This window comes from Bacillus sp. FSL R7-0166, assembly GCF_038008935.1.
Classification (GTDB): Bacteria; Bacillota; Bacilli; order Bacillales; family Bacillaceae; genus Bacillus; species Bacillus altitudinis.
In genome coordinates, this window is sequence record NZ_JBBPAC010000001.1 from 301,236 (window position 1) to 320,484 (window position 19,249).

A 19,249-nucleotide genomic window follows, 5' to 3' on the forward strand; every position below is an offset into this window, starting at 1 on the left:
AGCGGCTCCATCCTTTTTTGAATCATCAAGTCATTACAACAGGAGGTGGCACTGCATGCGATATTTTCGTTTTTTATCAGAGACGAGGCAGCACGATATTTTTTTTAAGCGGCCGGCGGCAGTTCATTCATTGACGCCAAGGCATGTACTTGCGCATGCATTAGGTGCTACTTTGTATATGCCTGCGACAAGACAGGATGTAGCAGACATGCTGCTTTCGCAGAAATATGAAGCGCTTTGCTCTGTTGTGTTTTGCTTGGAGGACGCCATTGGTGATCAGGAAGTGGACATGGCTGAACAGAATATAGTGGCACAATTGACCTGCCTTTCTGAGACAATTCATCACTCTCCAGAAATGGCTGAGCACTTGCCGCTTTTATTTATTCGGGTTCGTTCGCCCAAACAGCTGCTCAAAATGGCAGATTTGCTCGGTCCCTCTCTTCATTTACTGACTGGTTTTGTGTTTCCAAAGTGCTCCGTTCACAATGCAAAGGAATATGTGAACAGTTTGAAACAGGCTTCAGCACAAACTCAGAAAACACTATACGGAATGCCCATTTTAGAAACACCAGATTTACTAGAAAAAGAAACGAGATATCAGGTGTTGTCTGAATTAAAGCAGATCATGCTGAATGATGAGGAATATATTTTGAATATTCGCATTGGGGCAACGGATCTGTGTGGATTATACGGCATTCGCCGTGACCGCGAGACCACCATTTATGAGATCAGAGTCATTGCTGAGTTGATCACAGATATCATCAATTATTTTGGTCGTTCTTTTGTGATATCAGGAGCTGTATGGGAGCATTTTGGACCGGCACGAAAAGAACAAAATCCATTCATCCGTGCAATTTCTAAGAGCGGTGAGTCTTCCTCATCTGAACTCGATCATATGCAAGGTCTGCTCAAAGAGACAAAGCTGGATGTGGTAAACGGTATTCATGGCAAGACAGTCATCCATCCAACACATCTCAAGCCAGTTCAAAGCATGTACGTTGTCACAAAGGAAGAGTACATGGATGCATTAAGTATTTTAGAGCATGCAGATGGTACAGTCGGCGTGATGAAGAGTACCTTCTCTAATAAAATGAACGAAACGAAGCCGCACTATCGCTGGGCGGAAAACATTTTAATGAAGTCAGACATTTACGGGGTGTTTCATGAAAATAGAAGCTATATCGACATACTCACAGAATCAGAAGCCACATACGCTGAACATCTTGGAACATATGGAGGTGGAGCTTAACCTCAAAGGGGGTACGCTTCAGCTTGAAAAAGAACATCTTTTTGACATGGCGGCACGGGTGAACAAAAAGAGAGCCTTTTTATTTGTTAGTAAGGTGCTCGGGAAACATATGCCTGTTCACCCGTTGAAACCACTCCTCGTCTCAGGTCTTTTGGCAATGGCTTATGCAAAAGAACAAACAGGCAAGACGCCCCTGCATCAAGACGATATAGTAGAAGCACTAAAAACGAATGATCATGTTAAGTTAACCGAAGCCTATGCTGCGCTTAAAAAAGAGAAGCTTTCGGCGGTAAACGAGCCGATTGTGATCGGCTTTGCTGAAACGGCAACTGCGCTTGGTCATGGAGTGTATGACGTCATAGAAGGAGCATCTTACATTCATACGACACGTGAACAGCTGTTGGATCTTGATCCTTCACTCGTATTTGAAGAGGAACATTCTCATGCGACAGATCAGCTTTGCTACGCAGACGACGCTTTACTTCGGACGGATCGCCCGATTGTGCTAGTAGATGATGAGGTCACGACAGGCCGGACAAATATGAATATCATTCGGGATCTGCACGCAAAGTACCCTAGATCCTCTTATACGATTCTATCCATTTTAGATTGGAGAACAGAGGAGCACGAGGAAGCGATGCTTCAGCTTCAAGAGGAGCTAGGTGTAAATATCACATCATTATCTTTATTAAAAGGGCAGATGATGTTTCGGGGGACAACGCTGGATGAGCCTGCTTATTCGTATGAAATTGCTGCGCAAGAGAAAAGACCTGAACTCTCTTTTCATTCTCTTCAATCCTTCTTTAAGCAAGTGCCATATTCACTTTCCCATGCAGTCAATCCGGCGGGGCATTCGCCGTATATCCATGAAACAGGTCGTTTCGGTTTAAGCGCAGCGGACACGGACGCCATTGATCAAGCAGCTGCTGAGGCTGGGCTGAAGCTTCAGCGAGAACGAAAAGGAAAACAGACACTCTGCTTAGGGACAGGAGAATTGATGTATGTGCCGATGAGACTTGCAGCTCATATGGGCGAAGGTGTCCTTTTTCATTCGACGACAAGAAGTCCGATTCATCCGGTTGAAAAGGAAGGGTACGCCGTTCAAAACGGATTCGCATTTTTGAGTCCAGAGGATGCCCGCATTCAGCACTATGTGTACAATATCCCTAAAGATCAGTACGATGATGTCTTTTTGTTTTTTGAGAAAAAGGTGTCTCAAGAAGCTTTGATGCCGCTGATCCACTTATTTGCTGAGCGGCATGTGAAGCATGTGCATATTGTGACTTTATCAGATGAGGTGAAGGTGAATGGCTAACGTGTATACAAAGATGGGAAGCTATCCAGAGCAGGACGTAACCTTCTTACTCAAGGATTTATCGTCGATTGAGATGGAGAAAAGTACAGAAGAGCGGGAGCGCTCTATTCAAAGCGGTGCCCATTACTCAGAAATGCTGCCAATTGAATATAAGCCGACGGCATCTTATATGGACTTATTCTATCAATCTCTTGAAGAAAGTAAGCAAAAGGTAGCGGAAGCCGTAGCGGTTGTCGCAGAACAAATTGTGAAAAAGCGAGGTTTTCAAACCGTTCTGTGCAGCTTGGCACGGGCTGGGACACCAATCGGGGTGCTCATTAAACGGTATATCAGAAAGACGTATGGTCTCGATTTGCCGCATTATAGCATCTCTATTATTCGTGACCGTGGAATAGATGAAAATGCGCTACATTATATCCTCAAAGAACATCCAGGTTTTGAGATTGCCTTTATTGACGGCTGGACCGGAAAGGGTGCTATTTCCAAAGAGCTTCAAAAAGCGGTGCTTGATTTTGAACAGAAATATGGAATTCGTCTTTCGAGTGAGCTAGCTGTGCTTGCTGATCCTGGTTATTGTACGAGTGTTTACGGAACGAGAGAGGATTTCCTCATTCCAAGTGCCTGCTTGAATTCAACGGTCTCTGGTCTAGTTAGTCGAACGGTGCTAAACAACCGCTGGATCCATGCCGATGATTTCCATGGGGCCAAGTATTATGAAGAGCTCATTGATGAGGATGTCTCTAATCTGTACGTGAATACAATTGAAGAAGCATTTTCTGAACTTAATGCAAATGTACAAGAGAAAGCAGAGACCCTGCTCGCACAAGGAACGCCTCCTGACTGGCGGGGGATGACATCCATTGAAGCAATTGGTCAGGAGTTCAAAATAGACAATACACATTTGATTAAGCCGGGCGTCGGTGAGACGACCCGTGTGCTGCTCAGAAGAGTCCCTTGGAAAATACTCATTCAGCCTCGATCTCGGGAAAAGCTCAAGCACATTTTACTACTCGCAGAGGACAGAGGCGTGCCCGTCATTGAATATGCCAACATGTCCTACACATGCTGCGGGCTCATCCGCCCGTTGGAGCAATCGTCATGAAGAACATCGCATTTGCCAGTGATTTAGACCGGACACTGATATACTCACATCGAATGCTTGAGCAGTATGCATACAAGGGAGCATACGAATTAATTGAGGTGCTGGACGACCGGCCGCTTTCCTACATGTCTATTGAAACGAAAGCATCCTTACAGGCAATTCATCAAGCAGGCTGGTTTATCCCAGTGACGACAAGAACGACAGCACAATTTGAACGAATCACTCTCTTTCAGCAAGAGATCAAACCAGAGTATGCCGTCACGACAAACGGCGGCTGTATCCTTCATCACGGTAAGCCGCTTGAGGAGTGGCAGGCGATTGTAGATGAGAGACTGCAAGAGTGTATGCCGGTGAGAGATATGCTGAGGGCGATCTCTGAACTTCCGGTTGCCGCTTGGGTGAAACGTACTCGAACAGCTGAGGGAAGATTTCTTTATTTGATTATGAAAGACGAGTTTCTTTCTCATATTCCGCTTGCTGAATTAAGGCTGTGGGGTGAGGAGAGAGGCTGGCAAGTTTCCCTTCAAGGCCGAAAGCTGTATTTTATTCCAAAGCCGCTCAATAAGTGGGCTGCTGTTGCTTTTCTAAAAGAAAGGCTACACCTTGAATATGTTTATGGAGCGGGCGACTCCTTGTTAGATGCTGATCTCATACGTCAAGCAGATAAAGGCTTCGCTCCGAGTCATGGGGAAGTCTTAGATGCTGAGCTATCGTTTGAACCGACGACAGCCTCTGGCATGGCGGCGGCAGACGAAATCGCCGCTTCTGTCGCAAAGAAGATGAACACAGCAAAAAAGCCTTCGATTCGATAGCAGAAGTAGAAGGCTGAATGATATGATAGTAGTAGCTTTCGAGAAAATATAGGAGAAAGGAAGGAGCGGCGTGAGTTATAAAGAAATCAACGTAACCCAGACACGGGCGAAACAGGAAGCCTGGAAAAACCTGCTGAAAAAGCCGCTCCCTGAACGAGACGGCTACGTCAAGGACGAGCACACCTTATCCTTGCCGCGTCTCGCCGCCCGCGTCCTTGGAACTCCGCATGATGCAACCGATTATTTTATTTATTTACATGAATTATACGAAACTGACGGCATGCATATTTTAAGTGAAACCCTCAACCGGCATATTGAGCCGGAGCACTTTCAAGCGCTCCAGCGGATTCATATGATCAATCAGGAAGAAAAGGGATTGTCCGTGAATCGATTTGTGGCTTTCTTAGACGGTGAACAGCTCATTGTCCGTCATCCAAACCCAGTGATGAACCGGCATATCCGCCTTTCGCTAATCCAGGTGTTTGAACATTTCAAGCAGCTGCATGAAGGGGGATTCCAGCATCCTGATTTCCGCCGCGTGCTGCTAGATGTGGTGAAGTTTTCAAATAATCATCTAGGACCATGGCTGAAGGAAGGCAATTTGGAAGAAAAAATGCCAGCTGTCATTTGGTATGGAGAGGCGAATAAAAGTCAGCTTTATTTTCTTTACTATGTCATGCTGATTGGCTGTGATGTGGTGCTGTTTCATCCAGAAGGCAAGGATCAATTTCGTGAATTAGATCCAGAAGAAAAGCTGACTTTTATTGATCAGTATCCAGGGACGTCAAAGCTTGAACCGTTCCCTACTGAAAAGCCTGAGAGGAAATCAACGGTGGCGTACCGTTCGACAAGAGAGCTTGAAGAGGTACTTCACACAGAAGATTCCATGCTGTATAAGCCATGGCAATTCAGAGATCATACCCCTCATTCTATTACGCTAAAGACAACGTATGATGAGCTATTTTTAATTGCGAAGGAACGGTCGTTTATCCGCCCGAATTTCAAAGCAGACCGTGACACCATACAGATTCCGAATCTTTTTGCGAAGATGATGGGGGTGACGAGAGACAAGCGAGAATATTGGGACCGTATCCACACGCTAATGGAGGGGAAAGAAACGAAAACGATTCGTCATTTCCCTTTCACACAAGAAGTGTCTTCGAATTATCAATTTCATTATCAGCATGCACTTTCTAAAGCAGGAGAGGTTGACCCTGATTTGTTAATGAAAAGCAATGTGTGGCAGTTCTCGCATTTATATGAGGGCACGCAGCGTGCGATCGCAGAGGCCATTTCTCGCATTTGTCAGCATCCGAAGCTGTTAAAAGAAGGCCATGAGACTGAATTAGATGTGCGTATTTATTTATTCAAGCAGCTTCTGCATATGAACCAAGATGTAATTGAACTCATTCAAACCTTTGATTATGCCCAGACTGTACCGAAAGTGATTTTATACCATACGGAATATAATGGTGAGCTGACTCGTTCTGATGCGGCTGCCCTGATTTTCCTAAATGAAATGGGTGTGGATCTCTTCGTGTATCATCCCGCCGGCTATCAGTGTATAGAGCGGTATATAGACGATCAATTATTTGATACACATTGGCTTGATGAAATGGTCATGAACCAAGAGTTTAAAGAGCCGTCTATTGTGAGAAAGTTATTTCAATCCATTAAAAACCGATAAGGAGATCAAAGCTTATGACAAATACAAACGGAAATGACATCATTTCAATTGATAAAGAGGAAATCACGATTGAAAAGGCAGACGATATTCGCGTTCAGCTGCGCAATGAACCAGAAGTCCAAAACATTGCGAGACAGATTGATGCCAAAAATCAGCTTGAACTGCTTGAATACGGAAAACAGCCGGCTGTCGAAATCTCTAAGTTTTCTGACCGTATTCTCTCTATGATGCGTTCAACAAGTGTCACAGACTCAGGAACGATGCTTACACAGCTTGGAAAAATTATGGATCGTTTTGATAAAAATGATTTTGACGAGCCTAAGGGTGGTTTGTTATCAAAAATCTTTAAACGCGGCGGCAGCATGATCGAAAAGATTTTCAGCAAATATCAAACGCTCGGTGCAGAAATTGAAAAAATCAATGTGGAAATCAGTAAATACAAAGATGAAATGACCAAATCGACGGTTACGCTTGAAGAAATGTATGAGCATAACATTCAATACTATATGGAGCTTGAAAAGTATGTCGTCGCAGGGCAAATGAAGATCGAAGAATTAAAACAATTGGTTCCTTCTTATGAAGAAAAAGCGGCGGGGGGAAACCAGCTGGCACAAATGGAGTTGGATACGCTTCGTAATGGGATTCAAGCGCTTGAAGAGCGTGTATATGATCTTGATATGGCACGGATGGTGGCACTTCAAACGGCACCGCAAATCCGTTTGCTACAGCGTGGTAATACGAAATTAATCGGGAAAATTAACTCTGCCTTCATCATTACGATTCCAATTTTCAAAAATGGAATTATTCAAGCGGTGACAGTGAAGAGACAAAAGCTTGTGGCTGATTCCATGAGTGAACTGGACAGAAGAACGAATGAAATGCTGAAACGAAATGCTGAAAATATCTCAAGTCAAAGTGTTGAGATTGCTAAATTATCAGGTCGTCCAAGCATCGACATTGAAACGATCGAATCATCCTTTAATACGATTGTACAAGGGATGAAAGAGACGAAGCAGATTGAAGAAGAAAACAAACGATTACGTGAGGACGGAACAAAACGTATGCTTGAGCTTCAAGATAATATTAAGAAAGCTGCCCTAGAGTCCTAAAAAAACAGGCTGTCTGTAACGAAAGTTGCAGGCAGTTTTTTTCATGAATTTGATTAAAATTTGAGGAAAAAGGTTTTTATGTGACCTTTTTCGGGTAAATCCTGTTCAGGGGCATGGTTCACCCATGAAAGAAAAAGTCCGCTATCACAAGGATTCGACTTATTTTTTAGCACAATAAGGAATTTCCAGTAAAATATTGTCTGATGAGAGAAAATACCCCGTAAAATATGTAGTTTATGAAGCATTCTATAGGATTTACGAGTAATACGGCGTATAAACTGTAATCACCAGACCTCTATATGGAATTCATACATATTGTACGGAAATAAGCGAATTCTAAAGATTGTTCGCATCATAACGCTTATGTTACGGTTATAAAGATGCTAATTTGGAGGGAAAAAATGAATTCTGAAGAGAGAAAGATCAAAATCAAGATAAATAATGTATCTAAAATTTTCGGTAAAAATGCTAAAAAAGCATCTCAAATGCTTGAAAAAGGGAAGACAAAAAGAGAAATCCTAAAAGAGACCGGCGCAACAGTTGGTGTCAATCGAGCAAATTTTGATGTGTATGACGGCGAGATATTTGTCATCATGGGGCTATCAGGGAGCGGAAAGTCCACACTTGTGCGGCTGCTAAATAGGTTAATCGAACCAACCTCCGGCGAAATTTATATTGATGGGGATATGATAACAAATATGTCAAAGGATCAATTGCGTGAAGTTAGACGGAAAAAGATCAGCATGGTCTTCCAAAACTTCGCATTGTTCCCGCATCGTACCATTCTGGAGAATACAGAATACGGGCTTGAATTGCAAGGTGTAGAGAAAGAACAGCGCCGCTCTAAAGCGCTTGAATCTTTAAAGCTTGTTGGACTTGAAGGTTTTGAAGAGCAGTACCCAAATCAATTAAGTGGCGGTATGCAGCAGCGTGTTGGATTGGCACGTGCACTAGCTAATGACCCTGATATTTTGTTAATGGATGAAGCATTCAGCGCACTAGATCCATTAATTCGTAAAGACATGCAGGATGAATTGCTTGAGCTTCATACGTCTGTAGGAAAAACAATTATTTTCATCACGCATGATTTAGATGAAGCGCTTCGTATTGGCGACCGCATTGTCCTCATGAAAGACGGGAATATCGTTCAAATCGGAACACCAGAAGAAATTCTGATGAACCCATCGAACGAGTATGTTGAACGTTTCGTTGAAGATGTAGACCTTTCTAAAGTATTAACCGCTGGTCATATTATGAAACGTGCAGAAACAGTTCAGATTGATAAAGGGGCACGTGTTGCGCTCACGCTCATGAAGAACCTTGGTATTTCGTCTATCTATGCAGTAGATAAGAAAAAGCATTTATTAGGTGTTATTTCTGCACAAGCAGCGAAAAAAGCGGCAGAAACGGGTGCGTCGCTAGAAACTGTTCTTGATAAAGAATTTACGACAGTATTGGAATCAACGTATTTAACAGAGATCTTTGACGCGGTGTCTGATGCGAACATTCCAATTGCCGTTGTAGATGAGAAAAACAGAATGAAGGGTATTGTGGTCAGAGGTGCATTGATTGGTGCATTATCAGGTAATGATGAATATATCAACATGTCTTCTAACAAGCTAGAGGAAATTAAAGCACAAGAGCCTTCTGCACAGGAGGTAGAATAAGATGTTTAGTATGAGTGATTTACCTAGAATTCCGTTCGCGGATTATATCGATCAATTTGTTGACTGGTTAACATTAACCTTTGGTGGTTTCTTTGATGGCATCACAAATGGATTAGCTGGAACAGTAAATGGTATTGTAGCTGCACTTGGCGTCATTCCATCCATTATTTTAACGCTTATCTTTGCCGGCATTGCTTGGTGGATCAGTACAAGAGGAGTTGCTCTTTTCACACTTATTGGATTCTTACTGATCGACTATTTAGGCTACTGGCAGCCAATGCTGCAAACACTTGCGCTCGTTCTGACAGCTGTGGTCATTTCTATCGTGATCGGGGTTCCGATCGGTATTTGGGCATCACAGAAGGAAACAGTGCGTAAAATTGTCACACCTATTTTAGACTTAATGCAGACAATGCCTGCATTCGTTTATCTTTTACCAGCAATCTTCTTCTTTAACATCGGAGTAGTACCTGGCGTTGTGGCATCGGTTATTTTCTCTATGCCGCCAACGATTCGTATGACCATTCTCGGGATTAAACAAGTACCATCTGATTTAATTGAAGCAACAGAAGCTTTTGGTTCAACGACATTCCAGCGTTTGTTCAAAGTTCAGCTTCCACTTGCTACAAAAACCATCTTAGCTGGGATTAACCAAAGTATCATGCTTGCTCTATCCATGGTCGTCATTGCGGCAATGGTTGGTGCACCAGGACTTGGTTCGGAAGTATATAGTGCAGTAACGCAGCTGAAAACAGGGATTGGTTTTGAAGCTGGTATTGCCATTGTTATTGTAGCGATCACACTGGATCGTATTACACAAAACATTAAAACGAAAAAAACCAGGGGGAATGCTTAATGTGGAAAAAGTCTCTCTACATTGGGATGACCGCCCTGCTCGTCTTTTTACTAGCGGCTTGTGGTGCACAATCAGATTCAAATGCAAGTGCAGCACAGCAGGTCAATAAAACGATTATCGGGATTGATCCGGGTTCAGGTATTATGGCCTTAACCGATCAAGCGAAAAAGGATTACGGTTTAGAGGATTGGACGGTTGTATCTGCCTCAAGTGCAGCGATGACAGCGACATTGAAGAAATCGTATGACCGTAAAAAACCGATTATCATCACTGGCTGGAATCCTCACTGGATGTTTTCCCGCTACGATTTGAAATATTTAGATGATCCGAAAAAATCATATGGTGACGAAGAAGAAATTCACACCATTTCTCGTAAAGGATTTGCGAAGGATCAGCCGGAAGCAGCCAAAATGCTCAGTCAGTTTAAATGGTCTCAAGATGATATGGGTGAAGTGATGCTTGATATTCAGGATGGCGTCAAACCAAAGGATGCTGCAGTTAAATATGTGAAAAAGCATAAAGATCAAGTAGCGAAATGGACAAAAGGCGTGAAAAAGTCAAACGGTGACAAAATCAATCTTGCCTACGTTGCGTGGGATAGTGAGATTGCAAGTACCAATGTGGCCGCAGAGGTATTGCGTGAACTTGGCTTTAAAGTGACCTTGACTCAGGTTGAAGCGGGCCCAATGTGGACAGCAATTGCAACCGGAAGTGCTGATGCATCATTATCTGCATGGCTTCCAAATACGCATAAAACGTATGCAGCGAAGTTTAAAGGAAAATATGATGATCTCGGTACAAGTATGAAGGGTCTTCGCATGGGTCTCGTTGTTCCGACTTATATGAAAAACGTCAACTCGATCGAAGATTTGAAAAAATAGCCAATTGTATAACAGTTCCCTTATAATAGAAGGGAGCATATGGAAAAAGCAGTCTGCTCAAAAAGCGACTGCTTTTTCTTATATATAAGGATGGTGGATGAGTTGTCGATGGTGGAAAAACCAATGATGATTTTCCTGCACGGTGGAGGCGTAAGCAGCTGGATGTGGCAGGAGCATATGGAAATATTCAAGGAAACGTATGAATGCTATACCCCTGATTTTATTGGTCACGGGACAAGAGCAAATGAAACGTCGTTTTCCATGCGAGAAAGTGCTTATGAAATCATTTCATGGATAAAGGAGCATGCACATGGCCGTACAGTCATTCTAATTGGCTTCTCTCTAGGTGCACAGGTAGCCGTTGATGTGTTATCGAGAGAGCCAGACATCGCAGACATCGCCATCATCAATAGCGCCCTTGTGTTGCCATTACCATGGCTCTATTTGATGGTAAGGCCCATTTTACCTCTTACATATCCGTTATTAAAGAAAGATTGGTTCATCCAGCTGCAAGCAGAAAAGATGGGACTTCCAAACGATGTACTGGATCATTATGCAGCGGATTCCAAACAATTGCAGAAGAAGACGCTGCTTACGATGTTTCAAGAAAATCTTCATTACAAGCTCCCTGACACGTTTCAACAAGCGAAGGCACGGATTCTTGTGACAGTGGGAGAAAAGGAAAAGGGCATTATGACTAGGTCAGCAGAAAAAATCACGAATGCACACCCGAATGCAGCCGGGTTCATCGTTCCTGACATTGGACATACGTTTACTTTTGAAAAGAAAGAACTTTTTGTCGACATGATCAAAAGCTTTATAGAAGCGCGTGCGTTACCAGAGGAATTAAAGGAAATAAGGAAGCTAGGCCATTTAGAAAGTAAAGATGAGCATAAAAGGGGCAGGCATGTATAAGACACTGTATGATATAGGTATAAAACGCTTACAGATGAATGGGTGTATGGATGGAAGCTCGTAAGTGAGCCATGAAGGAGGAAGCATGAGTAAAAACTATATCATATTTGGTGCGAGTCAAGGATTAGGGGATGCCTTTGTAAAAGGTCTTCCTTCAAGTGGAGATACAGTATGGATTGTGTCACGAAGTGAACCAAGCAGTTTGAACATAGACGATGGGGTGCGTAGAATTTGGCTGAAGATCGATTTATCAAGCCAAACCCATATCCCTTTTATGCTCGAAGCATTGAAGAATCAAACAATTGATGTACTTATTTATAACGTAGGTTTATGGGAGAAACGCGGCTTTGAAGATGATTATTCTTTCGATCATGATCAACCGGAGGATATCGCTCATTTAATCAATGTGAACGTTACCTCAACGATTACCTACATCCAAGCTCTGCTTCCGCACGTAAGGACGTCTGAGAATGGAAAGATCATCGTCATTGGTTCTACTGCGGGACTTGACCATACGAATTTGTCTCAGGTTTCTTTTGTTGCTTCTAAATTTGGGCTTCGTGGTATTGTGAACGCACTAAGAGAGCACGTGAGGAAAGATAAAATATCCGTTACCTGTATCAATCCAGGAGAGCTGGCGGCAGAAGTTCCGTACGAAGATGGCGCTGAAAAAGCCATTGCTCTGTATGATGAAACGAGAATACCTGTACAAGATATTGTCGAGCTGGCGAGATGTGTTATTCATCTATCCAGGGTGTCCTGTGTCAAAGAGATCAATGTACCGGCAATGACAGATGCGAATGCGTAAAATAAAGGAGACCACCCGCTTCAGGAAAGACGGGTGGTTTTTTTATTTTACGATGAATGCTGCTGAAGTGTTTCGTATACAGCTTCCGTCAAAATCTCAATACCAGTAAAAATGGCGGAGCGATCGAATGTCATATAAGGGTGATGAAGCCCAGGTTTTAAATCACAGCCTAAACCGAGCATCGTCGATTTAATATGAGGAACCTTTGCTGCATAAAAATGAAAGTCCTCTCCGCCTGTCGTCACGATCGGTGGATCGAGCTGTTCTTTGCCTAGCACTTGCTCTATGGCATGTGACATGATCTCCACAGCTTCTTCATTTAATGTCGCAGCTGGAAGACGATGATCAGTTGAAAGTGTGATAGAGGCGCCAAAAGCATCCGCTACAGAATAGCATGCTCTTTCAATTTCCTTTTCTAATTCATCCATCACTTCGTTTGTCTGTGCCCGAACGTCGAGTGTAAAAGAGGCCTTGCCAGGTATGATGTTTGAGCTGCCGCCGCCTGCATTTAAATTGGTCATTTTCACAGAATGGGCGACTCGTGGATCGACATGGATATGCGCCAGTCTCTGCACAAGCGTAGATGCAACTTCGATGACGTTGACCCCAAGGTGCGGGCGTGCACCGTGAGCTTCCTCCCCTAGAATGGTCCCGACGTAATGATTACTTGATCCGTGCAAAATGGCAGGAGCGCAGCGTCCGTTTAAGGTTTCTTGAATTGGGCGCACATGCACCCCGTATAAATAATCGACGTCAGCTAACACACCTTTTTCGATCATCTTTAAAGCGCCGCCGCCTCTTTCTTCGGCAGGCTGAAAAATGAATCGGATCGTGCCACTTGGAAGTTCTTTTTCTTTCAATGCCATGAATGTCCCAAGTGCCATCGTCATATGAGCATCGTGTCCGCATGAATGGTTGGCTTGAAATACGCCATCTACTTCCTGCCACAATGCGTCAATATCGGCTCTCACAGCAACCACTGGTGCGCCTTCCCCAATTTCACCAATTACCCCTGTACAGTCTTCAAATGTTCTCGTTTTACAGCCTAATTTCTTTAATAGAGCTTCAATATAAGCTGTCGTATTTGTCTCTTCCCAGCTGATTTCTGGATGAGCGTGCAGATGTTCAAAGATGTCTGTCACGGTTTGTTTCATCTCGTTTGTCAAAGTTGTCATGAGAAGCCTCCTTGCTGACAGATAATCTGCCAAAACATTCTTTTAGTGAAATAATATTGATCTTAAATATCATCAGTGTTTATAATATAACACATCATTTGATTATTCAGAAAATTAAGTGAAATTCCGATCGGGACAAAGGGGTTTTGACAGATGAAAACAGCGACAGTATCAGCACCTGAGAAACAAAAAAGAAAACTTCAGATGCCGGATGCATATGTACTCTTATTTATGATTGCTTTAATTTGTACGATCGCAACGTATTTTGTACCAGCCGGTGAATTTGATCGGAAAACGTCAGGAGAGATCACAACAGCTGTTCCTGGCAGTTATCACCGTATTGATCAATCACCAGTTAGTCCGGTTGGTTTTTTTACAGCGATTCAAGAAGGGATGGTTGGTTCATCCTCTATTATTTTTCTGATTCTTTTTACTGGCGGAACCATTGCAATTTTGGAAAAGACAGGTGCCATTAATGGGATGATTCACAATGTCATCAGCCGGTTCCAAACGAAACAGCTATTGTTTATTTGTATTGTTGGCGGATTGTTTTCTGTACTTGGGACGACCGGAATTGTGGTGAACTCAGTCATTGGCTTTATTCCTATTGGGATTATTGTGGCACGTTCTTTAAAGTGGGATGCAGTGGCGGGAGCGGCGGTTATTTACATCGGCTGTTATGCAGGTTTTAACGCAACCATTTTGTCTCCATCTCCTTTAGGTTTATCACAAACGATTGCAGAATTGCCGATTTTTTCTGGTATTGGGCTGCGTGTCATCATTTATCTTTGTTTTCTCCTATCTAGTATTGTGTACATCTATTTATATACAAAACGCTTGAAAAATAAAGAAAAGGGAAGCTTGCTTGGTGACGAGTGGTTTCCAGCTAAAGGGCTAGGAGGAGCTGATGCGGAATCTGTGGACAAGCCTGAATTCACCGGCAGACATAAGCTGATTTTAGCGGTGTGTGGTTTGTCGCTTGGGGGTTTTTTGTATGGTGCGCTTCAGCTTGGCTGGACCGATAAGGAAATGGCTGGTGTGTTTATTTTCATGGCAATTGCTGCTGGCCTGCTTGGCGGATTAGCTGCCAATGATATTGCAAAAACGTTTATTGTCGGCTGTCAAAGCCTTGTATACGGCGCACTCATTGTCGGCATGGCACGCTGCATTTCAGTCATTTTGGAAAATGGCAAGCTGCTTGATACTGTGGTGAATGGGCTTGCGAGTATGCTGACAGGGTTTAGTCCAATCGCTGGTGCGATCGGCATGTATATCGCCAGTGCGCTCCTTCACTTTTTGATTTCATCAGGATCAGGAGAAGCGGTTGTCTTTATACCGATTCTTGCGCCGCTTGCTGATTTAATGGGTATCACGAGACAAGTAGCGGTAGAAGCAGTGATGCTCGGTGAAGGGGTGGTCAACTGCGTGAATCCGACTTCAGGTGTGTTGATGGCTGTCTTGGCTGCAAGTGGGATTCCATACGTGAAATGGCTGCGTTTTATGGTGCCGCTTGCGCTCATTTGGTTCGTCATCGGCCTTGTCTTTATTTGTATCGGTGTCATGATCAATTGGGGACCTTATTAAATAAGAGAGAAGCCACCAAAGAGTGTTTGGTGGCTTTTTTCTTATGAGAACATGTATGGGGACAGCGGTTTAAAACCACAATATGAGTGTTCACAAAATGGCTACATTATTTTTTTGAGCAATCCCCTTGCAAAAGTTTGTGAAGTGTTGCACAATAAGAATGTGAAATACTTCACATAAGAAAAACAACCTAGTTTTACTCAGGAGGATGAGATAAATGACAAACGAAAAAGTAAACAAAGTAGCACTTATTGGAGCAGGTTTTGTCGGCAGCAGTTATGCCTTTACATTAATAAATCAAGCAATCACAGATGAATTGGTAGTCATCGATTTGAATCAAGATAAAGCAATGGGTGACGTCATGGATTTAAACCACGGGAAAGCATTCGCCCCGCATCCTGTGAATACTTGGTATGGAGATTATGAGGATTGTCAGGATGCTGACATTGTATGTATCTGCGCTGGCGCAAACCAAAAGCCAGGTGAAACGAGACTTGATCTTGTTGAGAAAAATTTAAATATATTTAAAGGCATTGTAGACAATGTGATGAAAAGCGGATTCGATGGTATTTTCTTAGTTGCTACGAACCCAGTTGATATTTTGACATATGCGACTTGGAAATTCAGCGGACTACCAAAAGAACGAGTGATTGGCAGTGGAACAACGCTTGATACGGCAAGATTCAGATACATGCTTAGTGAGTACTTTGAAGCAGCGGCGCACAATGTGCATGCGTACATCATTGGAGAGCATGGAGATACAGAGCTTGCTGTTTGGAGCCATGCGAATATCGGAAGTGTACCGATCACAGAATTAATGAAGAGAAATGACCAATACAAACAAGAAGATTTAGACGACATCATGGAGAATGTCCGTCATGCTGCTTACCAAATCATTGAGAAAAAAGGAGCGACTTATTACGGCGTAGCGATGAGTTTAGCCCGTATTACTAGAGCCATTTTACACAATGAAAACAGCATTTTGACTGTCAGCACTTATTTAGATGGGGAATACGGAGCAGAAGATGTCTACATTGGTGTACCTGCCCTCGTGAACCGAAATGGTGCAACAGAAGTGATGGAGCTCGCACTGAACGACACAGAAAAAGAAAAATTCGCACATAGTGTGAATGTGTTAAAAGAAATTTTAGCTCCTCATTTTTAATCAATCAAAGGCAACCTATCTGAGCAGAAAAGGATGAATCACTATGTGGCAGCAAATATATGATCCGTTTGGTAATGAGTTCGTCAGTGCATTGGTGGCCATGCTTCCAATCTTGTTTTTCCTACTTGCATTGACTGTATTTAAGTTAAAAGGGGTATTAGCCGCTTGTTTTACCTTGATCGTCAGTTTTGTAACAGCTGTTTTCTTCTTTCATATGCCAATTGAAAAAGCATTATCTGCTGTGGTGCTCGGTGTATCTAATGGGCTGTGGCCGATTGGATATATCGTCATCATGGCCGTATGGCTCTATAAAATTGCTGTGAAGTCTGGAAAGTTTGATGTCATTCGTTCTAGTATTGCAGGAATTTCTCAAGATCAACGGTTACAGCTCTTATTAATTGGTTTTAGTTTTAACGCATTTTTAGAGGGAGCCGCTGGATTCGGTGTACCGATTGCGATTAGTGCCGCTCTTTTAACAGAGCTTGGGTTTAAACCACTAAAAGCCGCCATGCTCTGCTTGATTGCAAATGCTGCGTCTGGCGCTTTTGGTGCAGTAGGTATCCCGGTTATTACAGGGGCGCAAATGGGAAATATGACGCCGCTTGAGCTGTCTCAAACCCTTGTGTACACCATTCCGTTTATTTCTTTCTGTATCCCGTTTCTGCTGATTCTCATTGTAGACGGCTTTAAAGGGATCAAAGAAACGCTTCCAGCCTTGCTTGTTGTGAGTGGAAGCTACGCGATTCTGCAGGCTGTTACAATGGTCACGATGGGTCCTGAGCTTGCCAATATTATTTCAGCTTTAGCGAGTATGGGAATTTTGGCTTTATTTCTTCGAAAATGGCAGCCAAAACACATTTACCGTGAAGAAGGCGCGCCGGCCATTGAACAAAAACAAACGTTTAGCGGAGTTGAGGTGCTGAAAGCATGGTCTCCGTTTTATATTTTAACTGCCGTCATTACTGTATGGAGCCTACCAGCTTTTAAAGCATTATTTGCTGTAGGAGGACCGCTTAACTGGACAACCATTTTAGTGAAAATGCCGTTTCTGCATCAGCAAATTGTGAAATTACCACCAATTGCCCAAACAGAAACACCGATTGATGCGATCTTTAAAATTGATGTTATTAGTGCAACAGGTACCGCCATTCTAATTGCGGTGATGCTGACAGGGTTGTTCAGCAGACATATTACATTAAAAGAAGGGGCTGCCTGCTTAAATGCAGCGGTCAAAGAGCTTTGGGTCCCTGTTCTTACGATTTGTTTTGTCATGGGCTTTGCCAACTTGGCGAACTTTGCAGGCCTAAGTTCTGCTATCGGACTAGCACTTGCTAAAACAGGCGATTTATTCCCGCTTGTCAGCCCAGTGCTTGGCTGGATCGGCGTGTTTATTACGGGATCTGTTGTGAGTAACAATGCCTTATTTGGTAACCTTCAAGCAGTCACCGCTTCTCAAATCGGCTCTCAGGCAGGTTTGTTAATCGGGGCAAATACGACCGGTGGTGTAATGGCGAAATTAATTTCTCCACAATCTATCGCTATTGCAACAGCAGCTGTTGGAGAAACAGGTAAAGAATCTGAGCTCTTCCAAAAAACAGTGAAGTACAGCTTCATTTTGCTCGGCATCGTATGTATATGGACATTCATTCTTGCTCAATTTATATAGGTTGATCGATTGATTGAAAAATGAAAGACTGAGAGATTTCTCAGTCTTCAGATTGTTAACAAAGGGCTAAAATGTACTTTTTTTAGCCCTTTGTCTTCTTTTCAGCGTGAAAGAAAACCTTTGCAGTCTAGGAAGGACGAGCACTGGAGCGGAGCGAATTCGGCATTCGTGAGCACCAGAGCGCAGGACTGACAAAGAATGCGAGGGTTTGTCTACACGCTGAGACTGAGAGATTTCTCAGTCTTTTTTTTATGTAGATTCTCGTGTGACAAGCCGAGTAGGTAGCTGAATATGTTCACGTTGTAATGGTTTTTGATCTTGCAACAGCTGAATCATTTGTTTGACAGACTGCTGGCCAAGCTCGACGATAGGGATGTCGATGGTCGTGATCGTTGGAGCTGTCACCTCGCAAATGTCTTGGTTGTCATAACCGATCACCGCTAAATCCTTAGGAATGTGATATCCATATGAAATGGCTTGTTTAATGAGGCCTGCTGCCACTTGATCATTGCCGGTGAAAATCGCATCCGGCGCCTCCGGCATCCGGTGGATTAAGTCCATTAAACGAAAGCCGTCCTCAATGGTAAAAGCCTCGCCGAACAGCCAATCTTCTTTAAGCGGCAAACCGTGATCAGAAAGCGCATCAAGATAGCCTTGCTTTCTTTGTTTTTGCGCTTCACTGCTTTCTGTATCAAAGCAAAATCCAATGGATGTACGCCCTGATTGAATCAAGTAGTCAACCGCTTTATAAGCAGCTTCCCGCTCATCATATCCGATAATCGGAATGTCTGCTGTTTGATGATACTCATTTGCCATGACGATCGGGCCGTTTGATAAAAATGGCTCGATTGTTTCCCACTTATTTTCTAACGCCCCCAATATGACACCATCTACTTCTTTTCTTTTTAATAATTGAAGCCCTTCAAGTTCTACTGATTCTTGATAAAACGTCTGGAGCACGATGGCTTTATACCCTTGATCTAGTGCTTCCTTTGAAATGCCTTTAATCAATTGTGCAAAAAAAGGATGGTCCACAGCTGGAACAGACACAGCAATGGTTTTTGTCTGATGTGACCGAAGGGTGCGGGCTGCTGAGCTTGGTGTATACTCCATTTCCTTCATCACCTGTAAAATGTGCTGGCGCTTTTCTTCTGATACATATGGATGGTTGTTCAGCACCCGAGAAACAGTGGTCGTTGAAACCCCGCAGCGTTTGGCAATTTCATAAATTGTACACATATTAACAAATCCTTTACAC

The 19,249-nt window shown here is 43.1% G+C and carries 16 protein-coding genes; 14 read left to right on the forward strand and 2 right to left on the reverse strand.

Going from position 1 to position 19,249, the window contains the following annotated elements:
- The first annotated feature begins 55 nt into the window (after positions 1–55).
- From NST01_RS01660 to NST01_RS01710, 11 genes are all read left to right on the forward strand, one after another.
- Positions 56–1,249 carry an HpcH/HpaI aldolase/citrate lyase family protein gene (locus NST01_RS01660; protein ID WP_236810204.1) on the forward strand — a complete coding sequence of 398 codons (1,194 nt, stop codon included), beginning with the start codon at positions 56–58 and terminating at the stop codon, positions 1,247–1,249.
- Positions 1,233–2,564, forward strand: a complete 1,332-nt coding sequence (locus tag NST01_RS01665) for a phosphoribosyltransferase family protein (protein WP_341042511.1) — start codon at positions 1,233–1,235, stop codon at positions 2,562–2,564. Before NST01_RS01660 ends, NST01_RS01665 begins: the two co-directional genes overlap by 17 nt.
- Entirely contained in the window at positions 2,557–3,666 is a 1,110-nt protein-coding gene (locus NST01_RS01670; protein WP_341041375.1) for a cysteine protease StiP family protein, read from the forward strand. Before NST01_RS01665 ends, NST01_RS01670 begins: the two co-directional genes overlap by 8 nt.
- Entirely contained in the window at positions 3,663–4,478 is an 816-nt protein-coding gene (locus NST01_RS01675) for an HAD family hydrolase (RefSeq protein ID WP_017358588.1), read from the forward strand. The genes NST01_RS01670 and NST01_RS01675 overlap by 4 nt, the downstream gene beginning before the upstream one ends.
- A 70-nt stretch (positions 4,479–4,548) precedes the next feature.
- Positions 4,549–6,165 carry a YceG family protein gene (locus NST01_RS01680; protein WP_035703101.1) on the forward strand — a complete coding sequence of 539 codons (1,617 nt, stop codon included), beginning with the start codon at positions 4,549–4,551 and terminating at the stop codon, positions 6,163–6,165.
- A 14-nt stretch (positions 6,166–6,179) separates the two neighbouring features.
- Positions 6,180–7,274 (forward strand): toxic anion resistance protein, encoded by a 1,095-nt coding sequence (locus NST01_RS01685; protein WP_025206695.1) that lies wholly within the window; start codon positions 6,180–6,182, stop codon positions 7,272–7,274.
- A 401-nt stretch (positions 7,275–7,675) separates the two neighbouring features.
- On the forward strand, positions 7,676–8,941 hold the full coding sequence (gene opuAA, locus NST01_RS01690; protein ID WP_017358586.1) for a glycine/proline betaine ABC transporter ATP-binding protein OpuAA: 1,266 nt from the start codon (positions 7,676–7,678) through the stop codon (positions 8,939–8,941).
- Positions 8,942–8,951: 10 nt separating this feature from the next.
- Positions 8,952–9,797, forward strand: coding sequence for a glycine/proline betaine ABC transporter permease subunit OpuAB (gene opuAB, locus NST01_RS01695; protein ID WP_024718999.1), 846 nt, complete (start codon positions 8,952–8,954; stop codon positions 9,795–9,797).
- Positions 9,797–10,678: a glycine betaine ABC transporter substrate-binding protein gene (locus tag NST01_RS01700; RefSeq protein WP_008342122.1), complete on the forward strand. Its 882-nt coding sequence runs from the start codon at positions 9,797–9,799 to the stop codon at positions 10,676–10,678. Before opuAB ends, NST01_RS01700 begins: the two co-directional genes overlap by 1 nt.
- A gap of 108 nt (positions 10,679–10,786) precedes the next feature.
- Positions 10,787–11,593, forward strand: coding sequence for an alpha/beta fold hydrolase (locus NST01_RS01705; protein ID WP_234891326.1), 807 nt, complete (start codon positions 10,787–10,789; stop codon positions 11,591–11,593).
- A gap of 85 nt (positions 11,594–11,678) precedes the next feature.
- Positions 11,679–12,401, forward strand: coding sequence for an SDR family NAD(P)-dependent oxidoreductase (locus tag NST01_RS01710; RefSeq protein ID WP_272754910.1), 723 nt, complete (start codon positions 11,679–11,681; stop codon positions 12,399–12,401).
- Positions 12,402–12,448: 47 nt separating this feature from the next.
- Here the strand turns inward: NST01_RS01710 and NST01_RS01715 are convergent, their stop codons facing one another.
- Positions 12,449–13,576: a M20 peptidase aminoacylase family protein gene (locus NST01_RS01715; RefSeq protein ID WP_341041378.1), complete on the reverse strand. Its 1,128-nt coding sequence runs from the start codon at positions 13,574–13,576 to the stop codon at positions 12,449–12,451.
- Between the two features lie 153 nt (positions 13,577–13,729).
- Here NST01_RS01715 and NST01_RS01720 point away from each other — a divergent pair, with 153 nt between their 5' ends.
- The 3 genes from NST01_RS01720 (at position 13,730) to NST01_RS01730 (ending at position 17,991) form a co-directional block, all read left to right on the forward strand.
- Positions 13,730–15,160, forward strand: a complete 1,431-nt coding sequence (locus NST01_RS01720; RefSeq protein ID WP_007498311.1) for a YfcC family protein — start codon at positions 13,730–13,732, stop codon at positions 15,158–15,160.
- A gap of 217 nt (positions 15,161–15,377) precedes the next feature.
- Entirely contained in the window at positions 15,378–16,325 is a 948-nt protein-coding gene (locus tag NST01_RS01725) for an L-lactate dehydrogenase (RefSeq protein ID WP_007498309.1), read from the forward strand.
- 43 nt (positions 16,326–16,368) lie between these two features.
- Positions 16,369–17,991, forward strand: coding sequence for an L-lactate permease (locus tag NST01_RS01730; RefSeq protein ID WP_046342560.1), 1,623 nt, complete (start codon positions 16,369–16,371; stop codon positions 17,989–17,991).
- Between the two features lie 249 nt (positions 17,992–18,240).
- Here the strand turns inward: NST01_RS01730 and NST01_RS01735 are convergent, their stop codons facing one another.
- Positions 18,241–19,230, reverse strand: coding sequence for a LacI family DNA-binding transcriptional regulator (locus NST01_RS01735; RefSeq protein WP_326114667.1), 990 nt, complete (start codon positions 19,228–19,230; stop codon positions 18,241–18,243).
- Positions 19,231–19,249: the final 19 nt, after the last annotated feature.

What these genes read in the sequence shown, in the direction of transcription:
- NST01_RS01660 (WP_236810204.1), top strand. Translation starts at nt 56, where the DNA reads ATGCGATATTTTCGTTTTTTATCAGAGACGAGGCAGCACGATATTTTT.
- NST01_RS01665 (WP_341042511.1), top strand. Translation starts at nt 1,233, where the DNA reads ATGGAGGTGGAGCTTAACCTCAAAGGGGGTACGCTTCAGCTTGAAAAA.
- NST01_RS01670 (WP_341041375.1), top strand. Translation starts at nt 2,557, where the DNA reads ATGGCTAACGTGTATACAAAGATGGGAAGCTATCCAGAGCAGGACGTA.
- NST01_RS01675 (WP_017358588.1), top strand. Translation starts at nt 3,663, where the DNA reads ATGAAGAACATCGCATTTGCCAGTGATTTAGACCGGACACTGATATAC.
- NST01_RS01685 (WP_025206695.1), top strand. Translation starts at nt 6,180, where the DNA reads ATGACAAATACAAACGGAAATGACATCATTTCAATTGATAAAGAGGAA.
- opuAA (WP_017358586.1), top strand. Translation starts at nt 7,676, where the DNA reads ATGAATTCTGAAGAGAGAAAGATCAAAATCAAGATAAATAATGTATCT.
- opuAB (WP_024718999.1), top strand. Translation starts at nt 8,952, where the DNA reads ATGAGTGATTTACCTAGAATTCCGTTCGCGGATTATATCGATCAATTT.
- NST01_RS01700 (WP_008342122.1), top strand. Translation starts at nt 9,797, where the DNA reads ATGTGGAAAAAGTCTCTCTACATTGGGATGACCGCCCTGCTCGTCTTT.
- NST01_RS01705 (WP_234891326.1), top strand. Translation starts at nt 10,787, where the DNA reads ATGGTGGAAAAACCAATGATGATTTTCCTGCACGGTGGAGGCGTAAGC.
- NST01_RS01710 (WP_272754910.1), top strand. Translation starts at nt 11,679, where the DNA reads ATGAGTAAAAACTATATCATATTTGGTGCGAGTCAAGGATTAGGGGAT.
- NST01_RS01715 (WP_341041378.1), bottom strand. Translation starts at nt 13,576, where the DNA reads ATGACAACTTTGACAAACGAGATGAAACAAACCGTGACAGACATCTTT.
- NST01_RS01720 (WP_007498311.1), top strand. Translation starts at nt 13,730, where the DNA reads ATGAAAACAGCGACAGTATCAGCACCTGAGAAACAAAAAAGAAAACTT.
- NST01_RS01725 (WP_007498309.1), top strand. Translation starts at nt 15,378, where the DNA reads ATGACAAACGAAAAAGTAAACAAAGTAGCACTTATTGGAGCAGGTTTT.
- NST01_RS01730 (WP_046342560.1), top strand. Translation starts at nt 16,369, where the DNA reads ATGTGGCAGCAAATATATGATCCGTTTGGTAATGAGTTCGTCAGTGCA.
- NST01_RS01735 (WP_326114667.1), bottom strand. Translation starts at nt 19,230, where the DNA reads ATGTGTACAATTTATGAAATTGCCAAACGCTGCGGGGTTTCAACGACC.